The organism is Pseudomonas sp. GXM4 (assembly GCF_008923895.1).
Classification (GTDB): Bacteria; Pseudomonadota; Gammaproteobacteria; order Pseudomonadales; family Pseudomonadaceae; genus Aquipseudomonas; species Aquipseudomonas atacamensis.
In genome coordinates, this window is the sequence record NZ_WBRZ01000026.1 from 1 (window position 1) to 26,073 (window position 26,073).

The window sequence follows — 26,073 nt, forward strand, 5'->3', positions numbered from 1 at the left end:
CGTGGGAATGCCTCATTGGACGCTCTGCGTCCGCTTTGGGACGCAGAGCGTCTCGGGCTGCATTCCCACGCAGAGCGTGGGAACGATCGAATTGCGTTGGAGCAGGAAGAGCGTGCACAAAAAAACCGGCCAATCTCTGGCCGGTTTTTTTGTGCCCTGCGCTATTAGAACGTGGCGTTCTGCAGGCCGTCCAGGTAACGCTCGGTGTCCAGTGCCGCCATGCAACCGGCGCCGGCCGAGGTGATGGCCTGACGGTAAACGTGGTCAGCCACGTCACCGGCAGCGAAGATGCCTTCGACGCTGGTGGCCGTCGCATTGCCTTCGCGGCCGCCCTGCACAACCAGGTAACCGTCTTTCAGCGTCAACTGGCCTTCGAACAGCGAAGTGTTCGGGGTGTGGCCGATGGCGATGAACACGCCATCGACTTTGATTTCGTCGAAGCTGCCATCGTTGTTGCGCAGACGCGCACCGGTGACGCCCATGTTGTCGCCGAGGACTTCGTCCAGGTTGGCGTTCAACTTGAGGATGATCTTGCCTTCGGCCACACGGGCGTTGAGCTTGTCGATCAGGATCTTCTCGGCGCGGAAAGTTTCGCGACGGTGGATCAGAGTCACGGTGCTGGCGATGTTGGCCAGGTACAGCGCTTCTTCGACAGCGGTGTTGCCACCGCCAACCACGGCGACCGGCTTGTTGCGGTAGAAGAAACCGTCGCAGGTTGCGCAGGCCGACACGCCTTTGCCCATGAACGCTTCTTCCGACGGTAGGCCCAGGTAGCGGGCGCTGGCACCGGTGGCGATAATCAGTGCATCGCAGGTATAGACGGCGCTGTCGCCGGTCAGGGTGTAAGGCTTGGCTGCGAAGTCCACGGCGTTGATGTGATCGAAAACGATCTCGGTCTCGAAACGCTCGGCGTGCTCGCGCATGCGCTCCATCAACACCGGACCGGTCAGGCCATGAACATCACCCGGCCAGTTGTCGACTTCGGTGGTGGTGGTCAGTTGACCGCCGGCCTGCATGCCGGTAATCAGCAGTGGCTTGAGGTTGGCGCGGGCCGCGTAGACCGCAGCGCTGTAGCCGGCGGGGCCGGAACCGAGAATGATCACTCGCGAATGACGGACTTCAGACATGAATCTGCTCCTGTTGGCCGGCCATGAAAAATCTGGCGCGGACGCCGGACGGCCGGCGGAATAAAAAAGGACCGTGGACACCTTGGGGAAGGCTTGAACTCGACAGTCCTGTAAAAAGTTGGGTGCAGCGTATCGAGGGGGGCAAGATTAAGGAAATACGGTTTAACAATCCAGCTCATAGGTGGTCTCTATGCCGAGACGCTGACGAGATAGACCTCTTTGTTACAGTGAATGTCGATTGCTCTGCCGCGCTTTCGCCGCTGGGGCAAAGCCGGTAACGTCGGCGCGTTTTCCCTTGCTTCGGAGCACCTTATGCCCGCCCCTGTTCTGTCCGGCCCGCAATACCTGCGCGAAGGCCTCAAACTGGTCCTGAGCCCTGGCCTGCGCCTGTTCGTGTTGTTGCCGCTGGCGATCAACCTTGTGCTGTTCGTCGGATTGATCTATCTGGCCGGCCACCAGTTCAGCCTGTGGGTCGACACGCTGATGCCGTCGTTGCCTGAATGGCTGAGTTTCCTCAGCTATATCCTCTGGCCGCTGTTCGTGGTCCTCGTGGCCTTGATGGTGTTTTTCACCTTCACCATGCTCGCCAACATCATTGCCGCACCGTTCAACGGCTTCCTTGCGGAAAAAGTCGAAGTGGTGGTGCGCGGCACTGATGATTTCCCGGCGTTCAGTTGGGGCGAACTGATCGCGATGATCCCGCGCACCCTTTCCCGGGAAATGCGCAAGCTCGGCTACTTCCTGCCGCGCGCCATCGGCCTGTTCATCCTGTCGTTCATCCCAGTGGTGAATATCGTCGCCGCGCCGTTATGGCTGCTGTTCGGCGTGTGGATGATGGCCATCCAGTACATCGACTACCCGGCGGATAACCACAAACTGGGCTGGAACGAGATGCTCGCCTGGCTGCGGCAGAAGCGCTGGCAGAGCATGAGTTTTGGCGGGATCGTCTATCTGGTGTTGCTGATTCCGGTGGTCAACATCCTGATGATGCCGGCGGCGGTAGCCGGGGCGACGTTGTTCTGGGTGCGCGAGCGTGGTGCCGAAAATCTGGTGATCCAGCACTGATCGCGTCACAAATCCATCATCCGACCGTAACAAGCTCGACATGGCCTCAGCCGACACTGAGGTCATGACGACAGCTCTACATATCACCCTCATCAGCGAAACCTTCCCACCGGAAATCAACGGCGTGGCCAATACCCTTGGCCGCTTGTGCGAGGGCTTGCGCGCGCGCGGGCATCAGGTGGAGCTGGTGCGCCCACGTCAGGCCGGTGATCCGCAGCGCAGCCAAGACGATGCGCTGTTGCTGTGTCGCGGATGGCCACTACCGGGCTATCCGGGACTGCAATGGGGCCAGTCGTCGATGCATAAATTGCTGCGCCGTTGGAAACGCCAGCGCCCGGATGTGCTGTACATCGCCACGGAAGGCCCGCTCGGGTTGTCGGCACTGCGCGCGGCACGGCGCCTGGGGATTGCGGTGGTGAGCGGTTTTCACACCAACTTCCAGCAATACACCAGCCAGTACGGCCTCGGTCTGCTGACGCGGATGCTCACCCATTACCTGCGCTGGTTTCACAATCGTTCGGCAATGACTTTGGTGCCGAGCGCCAGTCAGCGCCTGGAACTGGAGCGGCGGCATTTCGAGCGGCTGGCGTTGTTGTCGCGGGGTGTGGACAGCCAGTTGTTTCATCCAAGCAAGCGTCAGAGCGCGTTGCGTGAGCAATGGGGACTCTCTGATAAAGATATCGCGGTCATCCACGTAGGAAGGCTCGCCCCGGAGAAAAATCTGGGCCTGCTCAAACGCTGCTTTGAAACCCTGCAGCAGACTTATCCACAGCGCCATCTGAAGCTGATCGTGGTCGGAGATGGCCCGCAGCGTTCGGCGCTGGAAAAAGAACTGCCGGAGGCGATCTTCTGCGGCGCGCAACGGGGAGAAGCACTCGCGGCGCACTACGCCTCAGGAGATCTGTTCGTATTTCCCAGCCTGACCGAGACCTTCGGCAATGTGGTGCTGGAAGCCCTGGCTTCGGGACTCGGCGTTGTTGCCTATGATCAGGCAGCGGCGGCGCAGCATATTCGCCACGGCTACAACGGCGTGTCAGCGATGCCGGGCGATGAGCAGGCGTTTTGCGAGGCGGCGGCGTGGTTGCTGGAGGAGGATGAGCGGTTGCGTTGCGTACGGCTGAATGCGCGGCAGCATGGCAGTCGCCAGGGCTGGGCAGCGATTATCGAGCAGTTCGAGGGGTATTTGCGTGGGGCTTGTGCGGGGGAGCTGGTGGTGCCTGGGGCGCAGACACAACCTTAGATTTGCGTCGACACAGACACCGCTTTCGCGAGCAGGCTCGCTCCCACATGGGCACTGCATTCTTTCAGATGGAATGCGGTAGAAGGTGGGAGCGAGCCTGCTCGCAAATGGTTCGAACTGGCGCAGCTTAAACCAGCGTCATCAACGCCTCACGGCTGAACGGCAGAATATCCTGCTCACGCCCTTCACGGACTTTCTGCGCCCAGTCCGGATCGACCAGCAGCGCGCGGCCCACTGCTACCAGGTCGAACTCTTCTTTGTTCAGACGCTCCAGCAGGTTTTCCAGGCTGGCCGGTTGCGCGACCTTGTCGGTGCTGACCATGAATTGCAGGAATTCGCCGTCCAGGCCGACGCTGCCCACGGTGATGGTCGGTTTGCCGGTCAGCTTGCGGGTCCAGCCAGCGAGGTTCAGATCCGAACCGTCGAACTCCGGCTCCCAGAAGCGTCGGGTCGAGCAGTGGAAAATGTCCACGCCAGCGTCTGACAGCGGCTTGAGAAACTCGCCCAGCGCTTCGGGGGTTTGCACCAGACGCGCGGTGTAATCCTGCTGCTTCCATTGCGAGAAGCGGAAGATGATCGGGAAACCCTCACCGACGGCTGCGCGCACTGCTTGAATCAATTCGATGGCAAAACGCGAACGGTTGGCCAGACTGCCACCGTATTCATCGGTGCGCTGATTGCTGCCTTCCCAGAAGAACTGGTCGATCAGATAGCCGTGGGCGCCATGGATTTCCACACCGTCCATGCCGATGCTTTGCGCATCTTTGGCAGCCTGGGCAAACGCAGCGATCACGTCCTGGATGTCCTGCTTGGTCATGCCGTGAACCACGACCTGACCGTCTTTGAGTTTCTCCGACGGACCGTAGCCCGGCACGCTGGCGTCCGGCTCGGTGCCGAGGCGACGTACGCTGCCGACATGCCACAGTTGCGGGACGATCTTGCCGCCCTCGGCGTGCACGGCGTCGACAACTTTTTTCCAGCCGGCGAGCGGCGCGTCACCGAAAAATTGCGGCACGTTTGGATAGCCATTGGACGCGACGTGGCCGACGGTGGTGCCTTCGGTGATGATCAAACCAACCCCGGCGGCCGCACGACGACGGTAGTACTCAATGACTTTGGAATTCGGCACACCGCCCGGCGAAAACGAACGGGTCATTGGCGCCATGACCACGCGGGTCGGCAGTTCGAGGGCACCGAGGTGGAACGGTTTGAACAGGGCTTGAACAGGCATCGAGAGGCTCCACGAAAACATTGGCGACGGACATTAATCGATATGACGGCGATAATATCCGCCACGTTCTTAGCGTGACAGCACTATTGATCTGAATGATTAAGGGTCAAAAGGCAGGCAAAAAAAATCGCAGCTCAATGCTGCGATTTTCTGATTCAGGCTAAGGCTTTTTCGATCGCGGCAATCACTGTCGGATCATCCGGCGCCGTGCGCGGCGAGAAGCGCGCCAGCACCCGGCCATCCTTGCCGAGCAGAAACTTTTCGAAGTTCCAGGTGATGTCACCGGGAAACTCGGCGCCCTCGCCCGCCAGCAGGCGATACAACTGATGCCGCTCGTGACCATTGACTTCGAGCTTGCTCGACAACGGAAAGGTCACGCCATAGTTGAGGCTGCAAAACTCCTGGATTTCTTTTTCCGAGCCTGGCTCCTGACCGGCAAACTGGTTGCACGGCAGGCCCAGCACAGCAAAGCCTTTATCTTTGTATTGCTGGTAGAGGTTTTCCAGTGCCGCGTACTGAGGGGTCAAGCCGCATTTGGAGGCCACATTGACCACCAGCACGACTTGGCCCTTGAACGGCGCCAGCGGTAGCTCCTGACCATCCAGGGCTGTCAACTTAAGGTCGTGAAAAGCACTCATGCCGAACTCCAGGATTCTCGTGTTCTACTCGAAACAGCCACTTGGCGAGGCCACCAAGGACAGCCGCGGACTAAAAAGGCGCCCACAGGCGCCTCTCCAGTACTCGAAGCTTAGCGCAGAAAATCAGTGGTGATGGCCACCTTCGCCATGGACGTGACCATGAGCGATTTCTTCCTGGCTGGCGTCACGGATATCAACGATCTTCACTTCGAAGTTCAGGCGCTGACCGGCCAGAGGGTGGTTGCCATCAACGGTGACGTCGTCGCCGTCCAGATCACGGATGGTGACGATCTGCATCTGGCCGTCCGGCGCCGAAGCGTGGAACTGCATGCCGACTTCCAGCTCGTCAACGCCTTCGAACATGCTGCGGCTCAGGGTGCTGACCAGCTCGGCGGCGTATTCGCCGTAAGCGTCTTCAGGCTCAACGGCCACTTTCAGCTCGTCGCCGACAGCTTTGCCTTCAAGGGCTTTTTCCAGGCCCGGGATGATGTTGCCTGCGCCTTGCAGGTAAACCAGCGGAGCGCCGCCGGCGGAGCTGTCGATGACCTCACCAGCGTCGTTGGTCAGGGTATAGTCGATGGAGACAGCCTTATTGGCGGCGATCAGCATGGGGCGAGACCTTTTGCATAAGAATATAGAAAGGCCAAGTTTAGCGAAGCAATCGCGTGAAAGCGACCACAACCCGGACAAACGGGTTTCGACCATCACCGGCTTCCATCAGGACGAAGATGGCCATTGGGTGGTCGAGCTTTCCTGTGGCCACACCCAGCACCTGCGCCACCAGCCGCCGTGGCAAACCCGCGCCTGGGTCCTGGATCCGGCGCAACGTATTGAAAAAACAGGTCAACCCTTTGCCTGCGGTTGGTGTGCACGAGGCTCGGTTAGCGCTAACCTTGGCGACTGAATTTCGGTAGTCGGCCAGACATAGGCTGACACCCTTGCATAGAGAATTCCCATGCAAACTTTTTTTATCGCCCCCACCGATTTTGGCGTGGGTCTGACCTCCATCAGCCTCGGGCTGGTGCGCACGCTTGAACGCGCCGGCCTCAAAGTCGGCTTCTTCAAACCGATCGCCCAGCCGCATCCCGGCGACACCGGCCCTGAACGTTCCACCGAACTGGTGGCGCGCACCCATGGCCTGAAACCGCCACAACCGTTGGGGCTGGCGCACGTCGAACGCATGCTCGGCGACGGTCAGCTCGACGAACTGCTCGAAGAAATCATCGCCCTGTATCAGCAGGCAGCGGTCGGCAAGGATGTGCTGGTGGTAGAAGGCATGGTGCCGACCCGCAGCGCCAGTTACGCCGCGCGGGTCAATCTGCATCTGGCCAAGAGCCTGGATGCCGAGGTGATTCTGGTCTCGGCGCCGGAAAACGAAGTGCTCGCCGAGCTTTCTGGCCGTGTCGAGCTTCAAGCGCAATTGTTCGGCGGCCCGAAAGATCCGAAAGTCCTCGGAGTGATCCTTAACAAGGTCAAGACCGACGAGAGCATGGACGCCTTCGCCACGCGTCTGAAGGAGCATTCGCCGTTGCTGCGCAGCGGTGATTTCCGCTTGCTTGGCTGCATCCCGTTTCAGCCGGAACTCAATGCGCCGCGCACCCGCGACGTCGCCGACCTGATGGGCGCGCAAGTGCTCAACGCGGGCGACTACGAAACCCGGCGCATGAGCAAAATCATCATTTGCGCACGAACCATGCGCAACACCGTCGAACTGCTCAAGCCTGGTGTGCTGGTGGTGACACCGGGCGATCGCGACGACATCATCCTCGCCGTCAGCCTCGCGGCGATCAACGGTGTGCCTCTGGCCGGCCTGCTGCTGACCAGCGACACCCTGCCCGACCCGCGCATCATGGACCTGTGCCGAGGCGCCTTGCAGGCCGGTCTGCCGGTGTTGTCGGTGAGCACCGGCTCGTACGACACCGCCAATCTGCTCAATGGCCTGAACAAGGAAATCCCGATCGATGACCGCGAGCGCGCGGAGATCATCACTGATTTCGTCGCCAGCCACCTCGACGCCAAGTGGCTGCACCAGCGCTGCGGCACGCCTCGGGAGATGCGCCTGTCGCCGGCGGTGTTCCGCTACCAATTGATCCAGCGCGCGCAAGCGGCGAACAAGCGCATCGTGTTGCCCGAAGGCAGCGAGCCGTTCACCGTGCAAGCGGCGGCGATCTGTCAGGAACGCGGGATCGCCCGCTGCGTATTGCTGGCCAAACCCGAAGACGTCGAAGCGGTCGCCCGTGCCCAAGGCATCGTGCTGCCGCCGGGTCTGGAAATCCTTGACCCGGACCACATCCGCGAGCGCTACGTCGAGCCGATGGTCGCCCTGCGCAAGAGCAAAAGCCTCAACGCACCGATGGCCGAGCAACAACTGGAAGACACCGTGGTGATCGGCACCATGATGCTGGCGCTGGACGAGGTCGACGGTCTGGTTTCGGGTGTGATCAACACCACCGCCAACACCATCCGTCCGGCCTTGCAACTGATCAAGACCGCACCGGGCTGCACGCTTGTGTCGTCGGTATTCTTCATGCTCTTTCCGGAAGAAGTGCTGGTCTACGGCGACTGCGTGATGAATCCACACCCGAGCGCCGCAGAACTGGCCGAGATCGCCCTGCAAAGCGCTGACTCGGCGGCCGCATTCGGCATTACCCCACGGGTGGCGATGATCAGCTATTCCAGCGGCGAATCGGCGCGCGGTGAAGAAGTCGAGAAAGTCCGCGAGGCGACCCTGCTCGCCCATGAGCAACAAAACTCGCTGTTGATCGACGGACCGTTGCAGTACGACGCTGCCGCGAACGCCGACGTGGCGCGGCAACTGGCGCCGAACAGTCAGGTCGCCGGGCGCGCCACGGTGTTTGTGTTCCCCGATCTGAACACCGGCAACACCACGCACAAAGCCGTACAGCGCAGCGCTGATTGCGTCAGCCTCGGGCCGATGCTGCAAGGCCTGCGCAAACCGGTGAACGACCTGCCGCGCGGTGCGCAAGTCGATGACATCGTCTACACCATCGCGCTCACCGCGATTCAAGCCGCCAACCGACCTATGGATGTGTAAATGCTGGATTTTCTACCCGCCCCCGTGCGCGGCGTGATCGCCTCGCTGCTGTTGGCGCTCAATACGATTCTGCTCTGCTCGTTCCTGTTCTGCGTGGCGCTGGTCAAGGCTTTGCCGTTTGCCTTTACCCAGCGCATCGCCGGTTGGCTGATGAGCCACACCCACGAGGCGTGGATCAGCAACAACAAGGGCTGGATGAATCTGGTACGGCGCACCCGCTGGCACGTCAGCGGCCTGCAAGGTCTCGACTATCAACACTCGTACCTGATCACCAGCAACCACCAGAGCTGGGTGGATATTCTGGTGCTGCAATACGTGCTCAACCGCAAGATTCAGCCGCTGAAGTTCTTCCTCAAGCAGGAGCTGATCTGGGTTCCGGTAATCGGGCTGGCCTGGTGGGCGCTGGGCTTTCCGTTCATGAAGCGCTACTCCAAGGCGTATCTGGAAAAACACCCGGAGAAGAAAGGCAAGGACCTGGAAACCACGCGCAAGACCTGCGCGAAATTCCGGCATAACCCGGTGGGGATTTTCAACTTCGTCGAAGGCACACGCTTCACCGAAGGCAAGCATGCGCAGCAGCAGTCACCGTTCAAATACCTGCTCAAGCCCAAGGCCGGCGGGATCGCCTTTGTGCTCGATGCGATGGGCGAACAGCTGGAATCAATCGTCAACGTGACGATTCATTATCCGGCCGGGCGTCCGGGGTTCTGGGATTTGCTCTGCGGCAATGTGCGCGATGTGGTGGTGCATTTTGAAGAAATCAAAATCCCGCCGGCCTTCATCGGCAAAAACTACGACCAGGACGGCGAGTACCGTTTGCAGTTTCAGGGCTGGATCAATCAGCTGTGGCTGGACAAGGATGCGTTGCTGGAGCAGATGCACCGCGAATATCCACCCAAACACTGACCCCTGTGGGAGCGAGCCTGCTCGCTCCCACAGTTGATCGTTCCCACGCTCCGCGTGGGAATGCAGCCCGGGACGCTCCGCGTCCCTGCCGAAGCGGACGCGGAGCGTCCAAGGAGGCATTCCTTTGCTGCGCGTGGGAACGATCACCCGGCCAAAAAAAGCCCGCCGATGATCACTCACCGGCGGGCTTTTTCTTGCCGCTTGCAGCTAGAAGCTTGTCGCTGCTTCCACCTTAGATCGCACCACGCTGACGCAACAGCTCCAGCACTTGCTTGACGCTTTCTTCCAGGCTCAGCGACTGCGTGTCGATCACCAGGTCGGCATTGAGCGGCACGTCGTACGGGAAGGATTCGCCCGGGATGTTGTCGCCGCCAGCGGCGTACAGACCTTGCGGATCACGCTCGGCGCACACGGTCGGCGACGCCTGCACATAGACCGTCAGCAAGCGATCCTTGCCGATCAGTTCCTTGGCCTGCTCGCGACCTTCGGCACTTGGCGCGACGAACGCGGCCAGGGTCAGCAGCCCCGCTTCGTTGAACTGACGCGCCACGTGCGCAGCACGACGCCAGTTCTCGGTACGGCCGGCGCGATCCTGCGGTAGCCCCTTGTTCAGATCCTGACGCAGATTCTGGCCATCGAGTACAAACACCGCGCGCCCCATGTCGAACAGCTTGCGCTCGACCGCATACGCCAAGGTGCTTTTGCCCGCACCGGACAGGCCGCTGAACAGCACGGTGGCTGGTTGCTGGCCGAAGCGCTGGGCGCGTTCTTCAGTCGCCACGTGGGCCAATTTGCCATGGTGGGTTGCAGTGCCATGCGCTACAGGCTGAGCGACGATCATGCCGGCGCCAACGGTGCCGTTGGTCAGGCGATCGATGACGATGAACGCGCCGGTGGTGCGGTTGCTTTCGTAACCGTCGAGGGCGATCGGCGCGTCGAGCGCGATTTTCACCTTGCCGATTTCGTTGAGCTGCAACGCGCTCGCCGGGCCTTCTTCCAACGTGTTGACGTCGACCTTGTTGACGATGCTGGCGATCGAGCCCGGCACGTAACTGGTGGCGCGTTTGATGTCGTATTTCTTGCCCGGCAGCATCGGCTCTTCAGCCATCCACACCAGCATCGCTTCGAAGCTGTCGGTGACCGGCGGCACGTTGTCGGCATGCACCAACAGGTCGCCACGGGAGATGTCGATTTCGTCTTCCATGGTCAGGGTTACCGCCTGACCTGGACCTGCGTGTTCCAGCTCACCTTCGAAAGTGACGATGGACTTCACGCGGCTGCTCTTGCCCGACGGCAGCACCACGACTTCGTCGCCCTTATGCACAATGCCGCTGGCCAGGGTGCCGGCGAAACCACGGAAGTTCAGGTTCGGACGGTTGACGTACTGCACCGGGAAACGCAGATCGGTGAAGTTGCGATCGCCGGCGACTTCCACAGTCTCCAGAATCTCCATCAGCGACTGGCCGGTGTACCACGGCGAGCGCTCGGACTTGTTCACCACGTTGTCGCCTTTAAGGGCAGACATCGGCACGAAGTGCATGCTGGTCGGCTTCATCTTCAAGCCTTCGGCGAACTTCAGGTAGTCAGCCTTGATCGATTCGAACACGCCTTCGTCGAAGTCCTTCAAGTCCATCTTGTTGATGGCGACGACGATGTGTTTGATACCCAGCAAAGAAGCGATGAAGCTGTGGCGACGGGTCTGGGTCTGCACGCCGTAACGGGCGTCGACCAGAATGATCGCCAGGTCACAGGTGGATGCACCGGTGGCCATGTTGCGGGTGTACTGCTCATGGCCAGGGGTGTCGGCGATGATGAATTTGCGCTTGGCGGTGGAGAAATAGCGGTAAGCGACATCAATGGTGATGCCCTGCTCACGCTCGGCCTGCAGACCGTCGACCAGCAATGCCAGGTCGATGTCGTCACCGGTGGTGCCGACTTTCTTCGAATCGCGGGTGATCGCTTCGAGGTGATCTTCGTAGATCATTTTCGAGTCGTGCAGCAGGCGCCCGATCAGGGTGCTCTTGCCGTCGTCGACGTTACCGCAGGTCAAAAAGCGCAGCAGCTCTTTACGTTCGTGCTGGCCCAGGTAGGCGAGGATGTCCTCGCTGATCAAATCAGAAACATGCGACATGACAGCCCCTTAGAAATAGCCTTGACGTTTTTTGTCTTCCATCGAGCCAGCGCCATCGTGGTCGATGACCCGGCCCTGGCGCTCGGAAGTTCGCGTCAGGAGCATTTCCTGAATGATGTCCGTGAGGCTTTCGGCCTCGGACTCCACCGCGCCCGTCAACGGGTAGCAGCCAAGGGTGCGGAACCGCACTTTCTTTTTCACGATGCGCGCTTTGTCTTCATCGGACAGGTGCTCGAGGATGCGCTCGTCGTCGATCATGATCAGCGTGCCGTTCTTCTCGATCACTTCGCGTTCGGCGGCGAAGTACAGGGGCACAATCGGAATGCCTTCGAGATAGATGTACTGCCAGATGTCCAGCTCGGTCCAGTTCGACAACGGGAATACACGAATGGATTCGCCCTTGTTGACCTTGCCGTTGTAGACGTTCCAGAGCTCCGGACGCTGGTTTTTCGGGTCCCAGCGGTGCTTGCTGTCACGGAACGAGTACACACGCTCTTTGGCGCGGGATTTCTCTTCATCGCGACGGGCGCCGCCGAACGCTGCGTCGAAACCATGCTTGTCGAGTGCCTGTTTCAGGCCTTCGGTTTTCATGATGTCGGTGTGCTTGGCGCTGCCGTGGGTGAACGGGTTGATGTTCTGCGCCACGCCATCGGGGTTGATGTGGGTAATCAGGTCCAGGCCCAAGTCTTCGACCATCTTGTCGCGGAACTTGTACATTTCCTGGAATTTCCAGCGGGTGTCGACGTGCATCACCGGAAACGGCAGTTTGCCCGGGAAGAACGCCTTGCGTGCCAGGTGCAGCATCACGGCGGAGTCTTTACCGATGGAGTACAGCATCACCGGGTTATCGAACTCGGCGGCCACCTCGCGGATGATGTGGATGCTTTCCGCCTCCAGCTGTTTCAGATGCGTCAGTTTGTCGACCATGGCTACTCACGAAAGCTTTCTTATGAACGGCCAGCGGGCCGTGTTCGAGCGAGGAATCCTAGCACAGCGACCTCTTCTAATCAGGACGCCAACTAGATCGAAAGGGTATATGAATATGCCCACCAGTTCGGCCGTCAGGGCCGAACGTGGGAGCTAGCCTGCTCGCGAAGGCGGAGTGTCAGGCACCTTGTATTGAAGGTCTGAGGCCTTCGCGAGCAGGCTAGCTCCCACAGGAGTTTGCGGTGAGCTCAGATCGGGTTGGGGCAATCGATGAAGATGTGCTCAAGGGCAAAGCGCTTCGCCAGATACTCACCCAGCGCCTGCACGCCGTAGCGTTCGGTGGCGTGGTGGCCAGCGGCGATGAAGCTGATGTCGTTTTCCCTGGCGCTGTGGAAAGTCTGCTCGGAGGCCTCGCCACTGATGAACAGATCGACACCCGCCGCCACACTCTGGTCGATATAGCCCTGGCCACCACCGGTGCACCAGCCGACGCGGCGGATCATGCCGCTGCCTTCGATCAGCAGCGGCTCGCGGCCCATGACTTCCTGCACCTTGCGCGCGAAATCCCGCGCAGTCATTGGCTCATTCAGCGAGCCGACCAGCCCGACGACTTTCGGATTGCTCGGGTCGAGCGGCCCTTCGACAGTGATGTCGAGCTGACGCGCCAGTTGCACGTTGTTGCCGACGTCCGGGTGCAGATCCAGCGGCAGGTGATAGGCGAGCAGACTGATGTCGTGCTTGAGCAAGGTCTTCAAGCGGCGCTGTTTCATGCCGGTGACGCAGGGGTTTTCGCCTTTCCAGAAATAACCGTGGTGGACCAGGATCAGGTCGGCCTCGGCTTCGACGGCGGCGTCCAATAAAGCCTGGCTGGCGGTGACGCCACTGACGATGCGCATCACTTGCGGGCGGCCTTCGACCTGTAATCCGTTGGGGCAATAATCGGCAATTTTCGCACTGCCCAGGTAACGGTCGGCTTCTTCGACGAGGGTGCTGAGGGCAACGGCCATGAAAGACTCCTAAATATCCCGTTCAGAGGCGCGCGCGGCCTCGTATAATGCGCGACATTATGGGCGGTCTGACCTCGCCTGCAACCTTTCCAGGAACGTGCTTAATGCTCAAGGCGCTGCGTTTTTTTGGCTGGCCGCTGTTGGCCGGTGTGCTTATCGCTCTGTTGATTATTCAGCGTTACCCCGAGTGGGTCGGGCTGCCGAGCCTCGACGTCAATCTGCAACAGGCCCCTCAGACCACGATCGTGCAGCAGGGGCCGGTGTCCTATGCGGATGCGGTGGGCATCGCCGCGCCGTCGGTGGTCAACCTGTACACCACCAAGGTCATCAACAAACCGGCGCATCCCTTGTTCGAGGATCCGCAGTTCCGCCGCTTCTTCGGTGACAATTCGCCGAAACAGAAGCGCATGGAATCGAGTCTCGGTTCCGGGGTGATCATGAGCCCGGAAGGCTACATCCTCACCAACAACCACGTCACCAGCGGCGCCGACCAGATTGTTGTGGCGTTGAAGGATGGTCGCGAAACGCTCGCACGGGTGATTGGCAGCGATCCTGAGACTGACCTGGCTGTCCTGAAAATCGACCTGAAAAACCTCCCGGCAATCACCGTCGGCCGCTCCGACAGCATTCGCATCGGCGACGTCGCGCTGGCCATCGGCAACCCGTTCGGCGTCGGCCAGACCGTGACCATGGGCATCATCAGCGCCACCGGCCGCAATCAGTTGGGCCTGAACAACTACGAAGACTTCATCCAGACCGATGCGGCGATCAACCCGGGCAACTCCGGCGGTGCGCTGGTGGATGCCAACGGCAACCTCACCGGTATCAACACGGCGATCTTTTCCAAATCCGGCGGCTCGCAAGGCATCGGTTTTGCCATCCCGGTGAAACTGGCGATGGAAGTGATGAAGTCGATCATCGAGCACGGCCAAGTGATTCGTGGCTGGCTGGGCATCGAAGTACAACCGCTGACTCAGGAACTGGCGGAGTCGTTTGGCTTGTCCGGGCGCCCGGGGATTGTCGTTGCCGGAATCTTCCGTGACGGCCCGGCGCAGAAAGCCGGCCTGCAACTGGGCGATGTGATTCTGAGCATCGATGGCGAGCCCGCCGGCGATGGTCGCCGCTCGATGAACCAGGTGGCGCGGATCAAACCGACCGACAAGGTGACAATTCAGGTCATGCGCAACGGCAAGGAGCTGAAGCTGACCGCTGAAATCGGCCTGCGTCCCCCACCGGCACCGGTGAAAGAAAAAGAAGAGTAAAAATGTTTTCGCGCCAGTGGCGCGAATAACAGACATTCTCAACAGGCATGTTATATTGTTTCAATTCTAGCAATTGGAATAACATAACATGCCGTCTCGCAAAAAGGCCTCGCTGCTGGGCCTGACTCTGGGTTTGCTCTGCGATCCCGCCTTCGCCGATGAGCCGCAGCCCGTTGAGCTGGAAGCCATCAGCGTCACTTCCGACTACGAATCACCCTCCGGCCCGGTCAGCGGTTATCGCGCGACTCGCTCGGCCAGTGCGACCAAAACCGACACGGCGATTCGCGATATCCCACAAGCCATCAGCGTCGTTCCGGCCAGTGTGCTCTCGGATCTGGGCAGCACCAGCGTTGAACGCGCGCTGGATTTTGCCGGCGGCGTATCGAAGCAGAACAACTTCGGCGGCCTGACCCTGTACGAATACAGCGTGCGCGGCTTCACCACCTCGGAGTTCTACAAGGACGGCTTCAGTGCCAATCGCGGTTATCCGAGTACGCCAGATGCGGCCAATATAGAACGCATCGAAGTGCTCAAGGGCCCGGCCGCCAGCCTGTACGGCCGGGGTGATCCCGGCGGCACGGTGAACATCGTCACCAAGAAGCCGCAGCCCGAAGCGTTCACCACTTTGCAGACCAGCGCCGGCAGTTGGGATCGCTACCGCACCGCGCTGGACGTCAACACGCCCCTTGATGACCAGGGCAATGTGCTCTCGCGCATCAACTTCGCCGTAGAAGACAACAACAGCTTTCGCGACCACGTCGACAGCCAGCGGGTATTCGTCGCACCCTCAATCAGTTGGCAGTTGAACCCGGACACCTCGCTGCTGGTGGAGAGCGAAATCGTCCGTCACAATTCGACGTTCGATCGTGGTGTGGTGGCGCCGAACAACAAGTGGAGCGGCGTATCGCGCTCGACCTTCCTCGGCGAGCCCAACGACGGCAACATCGACAACCACAACAACCTGCTCCAGGCCACTCTTGAACACCATCTGAACGACAGCTGGAAACTGCGTCTGGCCAGCCACTACAAGGAAGGCAAGCTCTGGGGCGACGCTTCCGAAGCACGACCGCTGAACGCCGACGGCCACACGGTCAACCGCCGCTTGCGCGAACGCGACACGAGTTGGCACGACAGCATCACCCAACTGGAACTGCGCGGTCTGTTCGACCTCGGGCCGTGGCAGCACGAATTGCTGATCGGCACCGAGTACGAGAATTACCGCAAAGACGAACGCGTCACCACCATTGCTGGCGGCCCCTACGCCATCGACATCTATAAACCGGTTTACGGCCAGCCGAAACCCAATGGCGTACGCTCGGGCACCGACTTCTTCGAACACGTTGAAAGTCATGCGCTGAATCTGCAGGACCAGATCATCTTCACCGACAAGCTGCGCGGCATGGTCGGCGCGCGCTTCGAGCATTTCGATCAGCGCATCGACGATCACAGCCGCAACGCCAAAAGCCATCAGCGCCACGACGCACTGACTCAACGCGCCGGCCTGCTCTATCAGCTCACGCCGAACACCGGCCTGTTCGCCAACGCCTCGACCTCGTTCAAACCGAACAACGGCCTGGATGCCTCCGGCAAATCCTTCGATCCGGAAGAAGGTGTCGGTTACGAAGTGGGGATCAAGAACGAGCTGTTCGATGAGCGCGTGAGCAGCACCCTCGCCTTCTTCCACATCGACAAGGAAAACGTTCTCGCCCTCGATCCGGGCACCGACACCAGCCGCGCCATGGGCAAGGCGCGCAGTCAGGGTTTCGATTGGCAAGTGAGCGGCCAAGTGACCGACGCGGTGCGGGTCATCGGCGCCTTCGCCTACATCGACGCCGAGGTGACCAAGGGCGACGCGACCATTCCTACCGGCAGCCGCATCCTCGGCGTGGCCAAACGCAGCGGCAGTCTGCTGGGTGTTTATGAATTTCAGGATGGCCGACTGCGCGGTTCAGACGTCGGTGCAGCGTTCACCTACGTCGGCGATCGCTCGGGCGAATCCGGCAGCGACTTCGAATTGCCGGCCTACCAGACCGTCGACTTGCTCGCGCATTACAAGGCCAGCGACAACGTCACGCTCGGCCTGAACCTGAACAACATCTTCGACGAAAAATACTACGAGCGCTCCTACAGCAACTACTGGGTCAACCCCGGCGAGCCACGCAATTTCACCGTCAGCCTGACACTCAACCTGTAAAAGGACGTCACCATGCACTACGGCAAATCCCTTCTGCTCATCGCTGCGCTATTCACCGGTCAGGTGTCGGCCCACGGCCTGTGGACAGAGGAACGACGCGGCAACATCGAAGTGATCTACGGCCATGGCGCCGAAGACAACGCCTTCAAGGCGCAGAAAATCAGCGGTGCCTGGGCTTATGACGCAAGCGGCAAAATGATCCCGGTCAGCGTCGAGCGCCTGGCCGATCATGCCCGGCTGAAACCGTTGAAGCCGCCGGCGGTGCTGGCCGTGGCGCTGAACAACGGCATGTGGTCGCAGACGGCGGACAAGAAGTGGATCAACGAAGGACGCAGCAAAGTACCCGGCGCCACCGAGGCCACGCAGACGTTCAAGTACAGTCTGGCGATCTATCAGCCGGGGGCGAAGTTGCCGAAGCTTGACCAGATCAAACTGCTGATCCTGCCGGAGGTCGATCCGCTGACGGTCGGGCCGGGTAAATCGTTACCGGTGCGGGTGCTGCTCGATGGCAAACCGGCGGCCGGGGTGAAGTTGATTGGCGACTATCGCAGCGCGCCAAACACCCTGAGCACCGAGACCGACAAGGATGGGCGTGCGCAGGTGCTGGTGCGTAATGAAGGGTTGAATGTGATTGCGGCGCAGGTCGAGGTGCCGGTGAGGGACAGCGCGGATGTGGACAGTCGTGGGTTGTTCAGTTCGCTGACATTCCTTGGCGAGCCGCATCACGAATAAAAGCACACCCTCACCCCAGCCCTCTCCCAGAGGGAGAGAGAGCTGACCGAGTTGTCTTGCGGGATACATCGACCTGAAAGACCGAGTTGATTATGGATTCAATACAAATCGTTCAAGTCGGTGAACCTCTGCAATATTCCCCATTCAGTCCCCTCTCCATCTGGGAGAGGGGGCCGACCGAGTTGTCTTGCGGGATACATCGACCTGAAAGACCGAGTTGATTATGGATTCAATACAAATCGTTCAAGTCGGTGAGCCTCTCCAATATTCCCCATTCAGTCCCCTCTCCCTCTGGGAGAGGGCTAGGGTGAGGGGCTTTTGCTTTTAGAGGTCGCCAAGGCCGTCGATCAACGCCTGATTCTGCTCCGGCGTACCCACCGATATCCGCAGGAACTGCGCAATCCGCTCCTGCTTGAAGTGCCGCACGATCACGCCCTGCTCGCGCAGCTTGGCCGCCAGGCCCGCCGCATCATGCTGCGGGTGGCGAGCGAAGATGAAGTTGGCCGCCGACGGCAGCACTTCAAAGCCTTTAGCCTGCAACTGCGCCACCACCCATTCGCGGCTCTCGATCACCTGACGGCAGGTCTTGTCGAAATACTCGCGATCTTCGAAAGCCGCCGCCGCGCCGACAATCGCCAGACGATCCAGTGGATAGGAGTTGAAGCTGTTCTTGATCCGCTCCAGCGCTTCGATCAGGTCCGGATGCCCTACCGCCAGACCGACACGCAGGCCGGCCAGCGAACGTGATTTGGACAGCGTCTGCGTCACCAGCAGGTTTGGATAGCGGTCCACCAGACTGATCGCCGTCTCGCCGCCGAAGTCGATGTACGCCTCATCCACGACTACGACCGAATCAGGACTGGCCTTGAGGATTTGCTCGACGGCGTCCAGCGCCAGCAAGCATCCGGTCGGGGCGTTCGGGTTGGGGAAAATGATCCCGCCATTCGGTTTGGCGTAATCGGCCGGGTTGATCTGGAATTGCGCATCCAGCGGCACCGCGTCGAATTCAATGCCGTACAGACCGCAGTAGACCGGATAGAAGCTGTAGCTGATGTCCGGGAACAGCAGCGGCTGGTCGTGTTGCAGCAGACCGTGGAAGATGTGCGCGAGCACTTCGTCCGAACCGTTGCCAAGGAACACCTGACTGGTTTGCACGCCGTAGTATTCGGCCACGGCGTTTTTCAGCAGGTCACTGTTCGGGTCCGGGTACAGGCGCAGGTTGTCGTTGAGCTCGGCTTGCATCGCCGCCAGCGCCTTTGGCGACGGGCCATACGGATTTTCGTTGGTATTGAGCTTGACCAGTTTGGTCAGCTTCGGCTGTTCGCCCGGCACGTAGGGCACCAGGTCCTTGACGAACGGGCTCCAGAATTTACTCATCGCTCAGTTCCCCTGCCCTTTCAGAAAGTCTTGGTCTTTGATGCGGTATTCGGCGCTGCGTGCGTGGGCGCTCAGCGATTCACCACGGGCCAGTACCGATGCAGTTTTGCCCAGTTCGGAAGCGCCGGCCTCGGAGCAGAAGATGATCGACGAGCGCTTCTGGAAGTCGTAGACGCCCAGCGGCGAGGAGAAGCGCGCGGTGCCGGAAGTCGGCAACACGTGGTTCGGACCGGCGCAGTAATCGCCCAACGCTTCGGAAGTGTGGCGGCCCATGAAGATCGCACCGGCGTGACGAATCTGCGGCAGCCAGGCTTGTGGATCAGCGACCGACAATTCCAGGTGTTCCGGGGCGATGCGGTTGGCGACTTCGATGGCCTGCGCCATGTCGCTCACCTGAATCAGCGCACCACGGCCATTGATCGAAGTTTCGATGATGGTCGCGCGGTCCATGGTCGGCAGCAGTTTGTCGATGCTCGCAGCCACCTTGTCGAGGAACTCGGCGTCGGGGCTGACCAGAATCGCTTGCGCGTCTTCGTCGTGCTCGGCCTGGGAGAACAGATCCATGGCAATCCAGTCCGGATCGGTCTGGCCGTCGCAGACCACAAGAATTTCCGAAGGGCCGGCAATCATGTCGATGCCGACCTGGCCGAACACATGACGCTTGGCCGTGGCCACATAGATATTGCCCGGGCCGACAACCTTGTCGACACGCGGCACGCTTTCGGTGCCATAAGCCAGTGCGGCAACCGCTTGCGCGCCGCCGATGGTGAACACGCGGTCGACACCGGCGATGCAGGCAGCGGCCAGCACCAGCTCGTTGATTTCACCGCGCGGGGTTGGCACGACCATGACCACTTCGGTCACGCCGGCCACCTTCGCCGGAATCGCGTTCATCAATACCGACGACGGATACGAAGCCTTGCCGCCCGGCACGTACAGGCCTGCGCGATCCAGCGGCGTGACCTTCTGGCCGAGCACCGTGCCGTCAGCTTCGGTGTAGCTCCAGGAATCCTGCTTCTGTTTTTCGTGATAGCTGCGCACCCGGGCGGCGGCTTTTTCCAAGGCCTCGCGTTGCGGCACAGTGATGCGGGTCAGGGCCAGTTCAAGGCGCTCGCGCGGCAGGATCAGGTCGGCCATCGAGGCGACTTCGAGGCCGTCGAACTTCTGGGTGAACTCGACCAGCGCCGCGTCACCGCGCTCGCGCACAGCCTTGATGATGTCCAGCACGCGCTGATTGACCGAGTCGTCAGACACACTTTCCCAGCTCAGCAGATGATCCAGATGATGCGCGAAATCCGGGTCAGCAGCGTTGAGTCGGCGAATTGCAGTGGTTGCGGTCATAGCGAGAGCCTCATAGGAATGGCAAATAACTCAGGCGCCCGAAACTAGCATTCGATCCGCTTGGGCACCTGAGAATTCTGGCTATGAGGCGGATAGACGGCGCGGCCTCGGGCCGCGCAGGTAGATCAGCCGCGGTGTCGCGATTCCACTGCGTTGCGCAGGGTGTCGATCAACGCCTGGATCCGGGCGTGCTGCATTTTCATTGAAGCCTTGTTGACGACCAGACGCGAGCTGATCGTGGCGATCAGTTCCTGGGGTTCCAGGCCGTTGGCGCGCAGGGTGTTGCCGGTGTCGACCACGTCGATGATCTTGTCGGCCAGCCCGATCAGCGGCGCCAGCTCCATCGAGCCGTACAGCTTGATGATGTCGACCTGACGGCCCTGCTCGGCGTAATAACGCTTGGCAACGTTGACGAACTTGGTCGCCACGCGCAGACGGCCCTTGGGCTCGGCCGCGCCGATCTTGCCGGCGGTCATCAGCTTGCACTGAGCGATCTGCAGGTCCAGCGGCTCGTACAGGCCCTGGCCGCTGTATTCCATCAGCACGTCCTTACCGGCGACGCCGAGGTCGGCCGCGCCATGCTCGACATAGGTCGGCACGTCGGTGGCACGCACGATCAGCAGACGCACGTCGTCCTGGGTCGTGGGAATGATCAGCTTGCGGCTCTTGTCCGGATTCTCGGTCGGCACGATGCCCGCTTCAGCGAGAAGCGGCAGGGTGTCGTCAAGGATGCGGCCCTTGGACAGTGCGATGGTCAACATGGGAAACGTCAGTCCTTATCAAGGTACTCATGCCCGGTCGCAATCGGCGCCGGACACACATCGAGGGTGCGTACACCCTCGACTCGAAACGAATTCAGTGGACACGTCCCTGTGTCCCGATGCAGCGATCAGCCCGGAACGCGGCGGATCTTGGCACCCAGCATTTGCAGTTTTTCTTCGATGCACTCGTAACCACGGTCGATGTGGTAGATGCGGTCGATCAGCGTGTCGCCTTCGGCAACCAGCGCCGAGATCACCAGGCTGGCCGACGCGCGCAGGTCGGTGGCCATGACTGGCGCGCCCTTGAGCTTCTCGATACCGGTGACGATCGCGGTGTTGCCTTCAACCTGGATGTGCGCGCCCATGCGGTGCAGTTCGTACACGTGCATGAAACGGTTTTCGAAGATCGTCTCGATCACCGCACCAGTGCCTTCGGCAATGGCGTTGAGCGAGATGAACTGGGCCTGCATGTCGGTCGGGAACGCCGGGTACGGCGCAGTGCGCACGTTGACCGCTTTCGGGCGCTTGCCGTGCATGTTCAGCTCGATCCAGTCTTCACCGCAGGTGATTTCCGCGCCGGCTTCACGCAGCTTTTCCAGCACTGCTTCGAGAATGGTCGGATCGGTGTCCTTGACCTTGACGCGGCCACCGGTCACGGCAGCAGCGACCAGATAGGTGCCGGTTTCGATACGGTCAGGCATGACTTTGTAGAAAGCCGAACCCAGGCGCTCGACGCCATCAATGGTGATGGTGTCGGTGCCAGCACCGGAAACCTTGGCGCCCATGGCATTGAGGAAGTTCGCCAGGTCGACCACTTCAGGCTCGCGCGCGGCGTTCTGCAACACGCTGCGGCCCTTGGCCAGAGCAGCGGCCATCATGATGTTTTCGGTACCGGTCACGCTGACGGTGTCGAAGAAGAAGTGCGCGCCGCGCAAGCCACCTTCAGGTGCCTTGGCCTTGATGTAGCCGCCTTCGACGTCGATGACCGCGCCCATGGCTTCCAGACCGCGAATGTGCAGGTCGACCGGACGCGAACCGATGGCGCAACCGCCAGGCAGCGCGACTTCAGCTTCACCGAAACGCGCGACCATCGGGCCCAGTACCAGGATCGACGCACGCATGGTTTTCACCAGTTCGTACGGCGCGATCAGGGTCTTGATGGTGCGCGGGTCGATTTCGACGCTGAGCTTCTCGTCGATCACCGGCTCAATGCCCATGCGCCCGAACAGCTCGATCATGGTGGTGATGTCGTGCAGGTGCGGCAGGTTGCCAACGGTGACCGGGCCATCGCACAGCAAGGTCGCAGCCAGAATCGGCAGGGCGGAGTTCTTCGCGCCGGAAATGCGGATCTCGCCATCAAGACGAGCGCCACCGGTAATAATCAATTTATCCATTAGTATCTCGACGCCCTAGGGCTCAGGTGCGCTCGGCCCAGGCCGCGCGGCTGAAAAATTTCATAGTGACCGCATGGATGCTGCCATCGGTGATCCATGGGTTCAAATGGGCATAGACCTGCTGCTGACGCTTCACCGGGCTCAACGCCGCCAGTTCATCGCTAATCACGTTCAGCTGGAAGTTGCAGCCTTCGCCTTCAACTTCTACCAGCGTTCCTGGCAGCTTTCCTTCAAGGAAGCTCTTCACTTCTACGGCCTGCATGCTCAACCTCAATCGGCGCCCTGTGCGCACGGGTCGGACATCATACAAAAAAGCCCCGCGCCTGCGAACCCCGCAACGCAGGACTCTGACGGGGGGGCTTCTTTATAGATGATGGTTCAGGGTTGCGCCAACAACTCGGTCAATTCACTGACCTGAGCGATTTCACGCATGTCGTCAGGCATCGAGCGAATGCTGACGGCCTTGCCGGCCGCCTGCGCATCACGCATGAAGCACAGTAGCAACGACAGGCCGACGCTGCTGGACTTCTGCACCGCCGAACAATCGATGACCAGCGCCGATGCCTTGCTCGACTTGATCAGCGCCTGCCCTTCCTTGCGCAGCTCAGGCCCGGTGCGGTAATCCAGCACGCCGCTGAGCACAAGCTCGTCGACATCACTCATACGAACTGCCGCCTCACTCATTGCGCTGGCTTCGCGGCGGCTTTGTCGGTTTCCTGCTTGGCCTTGGCCACTTCACCGGCCCAGCCATCGATGGTCTTGTCCAGATCGTTGCCATTGCGTTGCATGGCGTCGGCGAACTGGTCACGGAACAGCTTGCCGATATTGATGCCGTTGATGATCACGTTGCGCAGTTTCCACTCGCCGCTGATCTTCTCAAGCGTGTATTGCACCGGATAGATCGCGCCGTTGCTGCCCTTGACGGTCATGTTGACGCTGGTGCGGTCGCCCGATTCGTCTTTGGCCGGGTCAACAGTGATGCCCTGGTTGTTGTATTCCAGCAAAGCGTTGCCGTAGAACTGGAACAGACCGCGCTTGAAGTTTTCCTGAAAGCGCTGCATCTGCTCAGGCGTGGCCTTGCGCGAATACTTCACGGTCATGATGCTTTTGGAGATGCCCTCGGCATCCACCACCGGACCGACAATGTTGTTCAGCGCCGCATAGAAATCCTGCGGATCCTGCTTGTACTTCTCTTTGTTTGCCTGCAAGTCGGCAAGCATCCGGTTCGTGGTGTCCTGAATCAGGTCATGAGCCGATTGCCCCGGTGCAGCGTTAGCCATCAACGGCAGGGCCGCGAGCAACACCAACAGGCCACGTCGCAAGATAGAGATCATTCAAAAGCTCCTCATTTGGCGTCTTTGCTAACGGTATTGAGCAAGAATTTACCGATCAGGTCTTCCAGTACCAGTGACGACTGCGTGTCGTGGATGGTTCCACCGTCTTTCAACTGGGTGTCTTCGCCGCCGACGCTGATACCGATGTATTTCTCGCCCAGCAGACCCGCGGTCAGGATAGACGCTGTGGAATCGACCGGCAGGTTGTCGACCTTTTTATCCACTTGCAGCGTGACCCGACCGGTGAAGCTGTCGCGATCCAGATCGATAGCGGTGACCTTGCCGATGGTCACACCGGCCATGGTCACTTTGGCTCTGACCGTCAGACCGGCGATATTGTCGAAATACGCATATAACTTGTAAGTGTCGGTGGACGAAGTCGGAGACAGGCCGCTGACGCGCAAGGCGAGCAGCAGCAAAGCCAGGATCCCTGCCAGCAGGAACAGGCCGACACCGATTTCCAGGGTGCGGTTTTGCATCAGAAATCTCCAAACATCAAAGCGGTCAGAATAAAGTCCAGGCCGAGCACTGCCAGCGAGGCAAACACCACGGTCTTGGTGGTGGCACGACTGATCCCCTCGGAAGTGGGCTCACAGTCATAGCCTTGGAATACGGCGATCCAGGTCACCACAAAGGCGAAAACGACACTTTTGATCACGCCATTGAGCACGTCACTGGTGAAGTTCACGCTGTTCTGCATGTTCGCCCAGTACGAGCCTTCATAAACGCCCAGCCAGTCGACTGCGACCCACGAACCGCCCCAGATGCCGACGACGCTGAAGATCATCGCCAGCACCGGCAGGGAAATGAAGCCGGCCCACAGGCGCGGGGCAATGATGTACTTGAGCGGATCGACACCGATCATTTCCAGGCTGGACAACTGCTCGGTGGATTTCATGTTGCCGATCTCGGCGGTCAACGCCGAACCGGCCCGCCCGGCAAACAGCAACGCCGTGACCACCGGCCCCAGTTCACGCAGCAGCGTCAGGGCGACCATCTGCCCCACCGCCTGCTCTGAACCATAGCTGGAAAGAATGCTGAAGCCCTGCAACGCCAGGACCATGCCGATGAAAATGCCGGAGACCACGATGATCACCAGCGACATGACGCCGACCGAATGCAGCTGCTTGACCAGCAGGCCGAAACCACCGCTGATACCGCCACGGCCCAGCAGTGCGTGAAACAGGAACAGGGTCGCCCGACCAAACACCGCGACCGCGTCGATCGCCGATTCGCCGAACCGACGCACGCGTTCCATCAATGAAATTCTGCGCATCAACGCTTCCCCAGAAGATCTGCGCGGTAATCCGTCGCTGGAAAGTGATACGGCACCGGGCCATCGGGATCACCGGTCATGAACTGGCGGATACGCGGATCATCGGAATTCATCAGCTCATCCGGTGTGCCTTGGCCCAGCACCTGACCATCGCCCACTACATAGATGTAGTCGGCAATGCTCGCGGTTTCCGCCAGATCGTGCGAAACCACGATGCTGGTGATGCCCAGAGCATCGTTGAGCAGGCGGATCAGGCGCACCAGCACGCCCATGGCGATCGGGTCCTGGCCCACGAAGGGCTCGTCGTACATGAGAATCTGCGGATCGAGGGCAATCGCCCGGGCCAGCGCCACGCGGCGCTTCATGCCGCCGGACAGTTCGTCCGGCATCAGCTCGATGGCACCACGCAGGCCCACCGCCTGCAATTTGAGCAGGACGATGTCGCGGATCATGTCTTCCGGCAACTGGGTGTGGACCCGCAGCGGAAAGGCCACGTTCTCGAACACATCGAGGTCGGTGAACAGCGCACCGCTCTGAAACAGCACGCCCATGTGCTTGCGCGCATCGAACAGATCACTGCGCGACAGCGTCGGCAGGTTCTGCCCGTTGACCCAGACTTCGCCGCCGGACGGCCGCAACTGCGCGCCCATCAGGCGCAGCAGCGTGGTCTTGCCGCAGCCGGAAGGCCCCATGATGCCGGTGACCTTGCCGCGCGGGATGCGGATATCGACGTTATTGAAAATGCTCCGCGCACCGCGCTTGAAGGAGACTCCCTTCAGCTCGACCGCGTAGGCGTTATCGGCACTCATCTAAACTCCTTGCGATGCAGCCTCTCACTGGGATGCCAGACTTTCCTCGGAAACACCTGCATCCCGGGCAGGCCGAACTGGCGGCGAACTATATCACTGCAAAGGCTGAGCGCCCAAGCGAGAACCCGGCCAAGATCGCCGACTGAAGAGGGCCCGAGCGAGTTTCAGAGGGTTTTGGTAACCAGTAATGACAAAGCACGTCGAACTTGCGTGAGGCTTTGCCACATAACCGCTATAATCGCCGCCTTTTCATCGGCCCATACGAT

The 26,073-nt window shown here is 60.4% G+C and carries 25 protein-coding genes; 8 read left to right on the plus strand and 17 right to left on the minus strand.

Features of this window, described 5'->3' with window-relative positions; genetic code table 11:
* Positions 1–164 precede the first annotated feature (164 nt).
* Positions 165–1,127, minus strand: a complete 963-nt coding sequence (gene trxB, locus F8N49_RS06205; protein ID WP_016771656.1) for a thioredoxin-disulfide reductase — start codon at positions 1,125–1,127, stop codon at positions 165–167.
* 312 nt (positions 1,128–1,439) lie between these two features.
* Here trxB and cysZ point away from each other — a divergent pair, with 312 nt between their 5' ends.
* Both cysZ and F8N49_RS06220 read left to right on the plus strand, forming a co-directional pair.
* Positions 1,440–2,192 (plus strand): sulfate transporter CysZ, encoded by a 753-nt coding sequence (gene cysZ, locus F8N49_RS06215; RefSeq protein WP_038861129.1) that lies wholly within the window; start codon positions 1,440–1,442, stop codon positions 2,190–2,192.
* Between the two features lie 40 nt (positions 2,193–2,232).
* Positions 2,233–3,432 (plus strand): glycosyltransferase family 1 protein, encoded by a 1,200-nt coding sequence (locus F8N49_RS06220; RefSeq protein WP_151551007.1) that lies wholly within the window; start codon positions 2,233–2,235, stop codon positions 3,430–3,432.
* A 127-nt stretch (positions 3,433–3,559) separates the two neighbouring features.
* Here F8N49_RS06220 and F8N49_RS06225 read toward each other — a convergent pair whose 3' ends face one another.
* From F8N49_RS06225 to F8N49_RS06235, 3 genes are all read right to left on the minus strand, one after another.
* Complete coding sequence (locus tag F8N49_RS06225; RefSeq protein WP_151551008.1) at positions 3,560–4,663, minus strand: NADH:flavin oxidoreductase; 1,104 nt, start codon at positions 4,661–4,663, stop codon at positions 3,560–3,562.
* 155 nt (positions 4,664–4,818) lie between these two features.
* A complete protein-coding gene (locus F8N49_RS06230) occupies positions 4,819–5,301 on the minus strand; it encodes a glutathione peroxidase (RefSeq protein ID WP_016771660.1) in 483 nt (160 codons plus the stop codon).
* A gap of 123 nt (positions 5,302–5,424) precedes the next feature.
* A complete protein-coding gene (locus F8N49_RS06235) occupies positions 5,425–5,910 on the minus strand; it encodes a peptidylprolyl isomerase (RefSeq protein ID WP_016771661.1) in 486 nt (161 codons plus the stop codon).
* On the opposite strand from F8N49_RS06235, the gene F8N49_RS06240 reads away from it, so the two are divergent.
* The 3 genes from F8N49_RS06240 to F8N49_RS06250 are packed head-to-tail and all read left to right on the plus strand — an operon-like array spanning position 5,879 to position 9,262.
* Entirely contained in the window at positions 5,879–6,205 is a 327-nt protein-coding gene (locus F8N49_RS06240) for a DUF3565 domain-containing protein (protein WP_122747722.1), read from the plus strand. The two genes, F8N49_RS06235 and F8N49_RS06240, sit on opposite strands and share 32 nt — an antisense overlap.
* Positions 6,206–6,256: 51 nt before the next feature.
* Positions 6,257–8,356 (plus strand): phosphate acetyltransferase, encoded by a 2,100-nt coding sequence (pta, locus tag F8N49_RS06245; RefSeq protein WP_151551009.1) that lies wholly within the window; start codon positions 6,257–6,259, stop codon positions 8,354–8,356.
* Complete coding sequence (locus F8N49_RS06250) at positions 8,357–9,262, plus strand: acyltransferase (protein WP_056782964.1); 906 nt, start codon at positions 8,357–8,359, stop codon at positions 9,260–9,262.
* A gap of 232 nt (positions 9,263–9,494) precedes the next feature.
* On the opposite strand, the gene cysN is transcribed toward F8N49_RS06250, so the two are convergent.
* From cysN to F8N49_RS06265, 3 genes are all read right to left on the minus strand, one after another.
* Positions 9,495–11,393 carry a sulfate adenylyltransferase subunit CysN gene (gene cysN, locus F8N49_RS06255; protein WP_110646361.1) on the minus strand — a complete coding sequence of 633 codons (1,899 nt, stop codon included), beginning with the start codon at positions 11,391–11,393 and terminating at the stop codon, positions 9,495–9,497.
* 9 nt (positions 11,394–11,402) lie between these two features.
* On the minus strand, positions 11,403–12,320 hold the full coding sequence (cysD, locus tag F8N49_RS06260) for a sulfate adenylyltransferase subunit CysD (protein WP_016771664.1): 918 nt from the start codon (positions 12,318–12,320) through the stop codon (positions 11,403–11,405).
* Positions 12,321–12,568: 248 nt separating this feature from the next.
* Entirely contained in the window at positions 12,569–13,327 is a 759-nt protein-coding gene (locus tag F8N49_RS06265; RefSeq protein WP_110646360.1) for a Nif3-like dinuclear metal center hexameric protein, read from the minus strand.
* A gap of 104 nt (positions 13,328–13,431) precedes the next feature.
* Between F8N49_RS06265 and algW the strand changes: the two genes are divergently transcribed.
* The 3 genes from algW (at position 13,432) to F8N49_RS06280 (ending at position 17,515) form a co-directional block, all read left to right on the plus strand.
* Positions 13,432–14,589 carry a Do family serine endopeptidase AlgW gene (gene algW / locus F8N49_RS06270; protein ID WP_016770590.1) on the plus strand — a complete coding sequence of 386 codons (1,158 nt, stop codon included), beginning with the start codon at positions 13,432–13,434 and terminating at the stop codon, positions 14,587–14,589.
* Positions 14,590–14,677: 88 nt separating this feature from the next.
* Positions 14,678–16,783, plus strand: a complete 2,106-nt coding sequence (locus F8N49_RS06275) for a TonB-dependent siderophore receptor (protein WP_151551010.1) — start codon at positions 14,678–14,680, stop codon at positions 16,781–16,783.
* A 12-nt stretch (positions 16,784–16,795) separates the two neighbouring features.
* The gene (locus F8N49_RS06280; protein ID WP_151551011.1) at positions 16,796–17,515 is read left to right on the plus strand and encodes a DUF4198 domain-containing protein; all 720 of its coding nucleotides are present in this window, start codon (positions 16,796–16,798) and stop codon (positions 17,513–17,515) included.
* A 324-nt stretch (positions 17,516–17,839) separates the two neighbouring features.
* Here F8N49_RS06280 and hisC read toward each other — a convergent pair whose 3' ends face one another.
* The 10 genes from hisC to F8N49_RS06330 form a co-directional block, all read right to left on the minus strand.
* Entirely contained in the window at positions 17,840–18,892 is a 1,053-nt protein-coding gene (gene hisC, locus F8N49_RS06285; protein WP_151551012.1) for a histidinol-phosphate transaminase, read from the minus strand.
* Positions 18,893–18,895: 3 nt separating this feature from the next.
* Positions 18,896–20,233 (minus strand): histidinol dehydrogenase, encoded by a 1,338-nt coding sequence (gene hisD / locus F8N49_RS06290; protein WP_016771667.1) that lies wholly within the window; start codon positions 20,231–20,233, stop codon positions 18,896–18,898.
* Between the two features lie 125 nt (positions 20,234–20,358).
* The gene (gene hisG / locus F8N49_RS06295; protein ID WP_016771668.1) at positions 20,359–20,994 is read right to left on the minus strand and encodes an ATP phosphoribosyltransferase; all 636 of its coding nucleotides are present in this window, start codon (positions 20,992–20,994) and stop codon (positions 20,359–20,361) included.
* Between the two features lie 128 nt (positions 20,995–21,122).
* Positions 21,123–22,388, minus strand: a complete 1,266-nt coding sequence (gene murA, locus F8N49_RS06300; RefSeq protein ID WP_016771669.1) for a UDP-N-acetylglucosamine 1-carboxyvinyltransferase — start codon at positions 22,386–22,388, stop codon at positions 21,123–21,125.
* 22 nt (positions 22,389–22,410) lie between these two features.
* Complete coding sequence (locus F8N49_RS06305) at positions 22,411–22,650, minus strand: BolA family protein (protein WP_016771670.1); 240 nt, start codon at positions 22,648–22,650, stop codon at positions 22,411–22,413.
* A 116-nt stretch (positions 22,651–22,766) separates the two neighbouring features.
* A complete protein-coding gene (locus F8N49_RS06310) occupies positions 22,767–23,072 on the minus strand; it encodes a lipid asymmetry maintenance protein MlaB (protein WP_122747703.1) in 306 nt (101 codons plus the stop codon).
* Complete coding sequence (locus F8N49_RS06315; RefSeq protein ID WP_056782946.1) at positions 23,069–23,722, minus strand: phospholipid-binding protein MlaC; 654 nt, start codon at positions 23,720–23,722, stop codon at positions 23,069–23,071. Before F8N49_RS06315 ends, F8N49_RS06310 begins: the two co-directional genes overlap by 4 nt.
* 11 nt (positions 23,723–23,733) lie before the next feature.
* Positions 23,734–24,201 (minus strand): outer membrane lipid asymmetry maintenance protein MlaD, encoded by a 468-nt coding sequence (gene mlaD, locus F8N49_RS06320; protein ID WP_016771673.1) that lies wholly within the window; start codon positions 24,199–24,201, stop codon positions 23,734–23,736.
* Positions 24,201–24,998 (minus strand): lipid asymmetry maintenance ABC transporter permease subunit MlaE, encoded by a 798-nt coding sequence (gene mlaE, locus F8N49_RS06325; RefSeq protein ID WP_016771674.1) that lies wholly within the window; start codon positions 24,996–24,998, stop codon positions 24,201–24,203. Before mlaE ends, mlaD begins: the two co-directional genes overlap by 1 nt.
* Positions 24,998–25,807: an ATP-binding cassette domain-containing protein gene (locus F8N49_RS06330; RefSeq protein ID WP_076565862.1), complete on the minus strand. Its 810-nt coding sequence runs from the start codon at positions 25,805–25,807 to the stop codon at positions 24,998–25,000. Before F8N49_RS06330 ends, mlaE begins: the two co-directional genes overlap by 1 nt.
* Between the last annotated feature and the right edge of the window lie 266 nt (positions 25,808–26,073).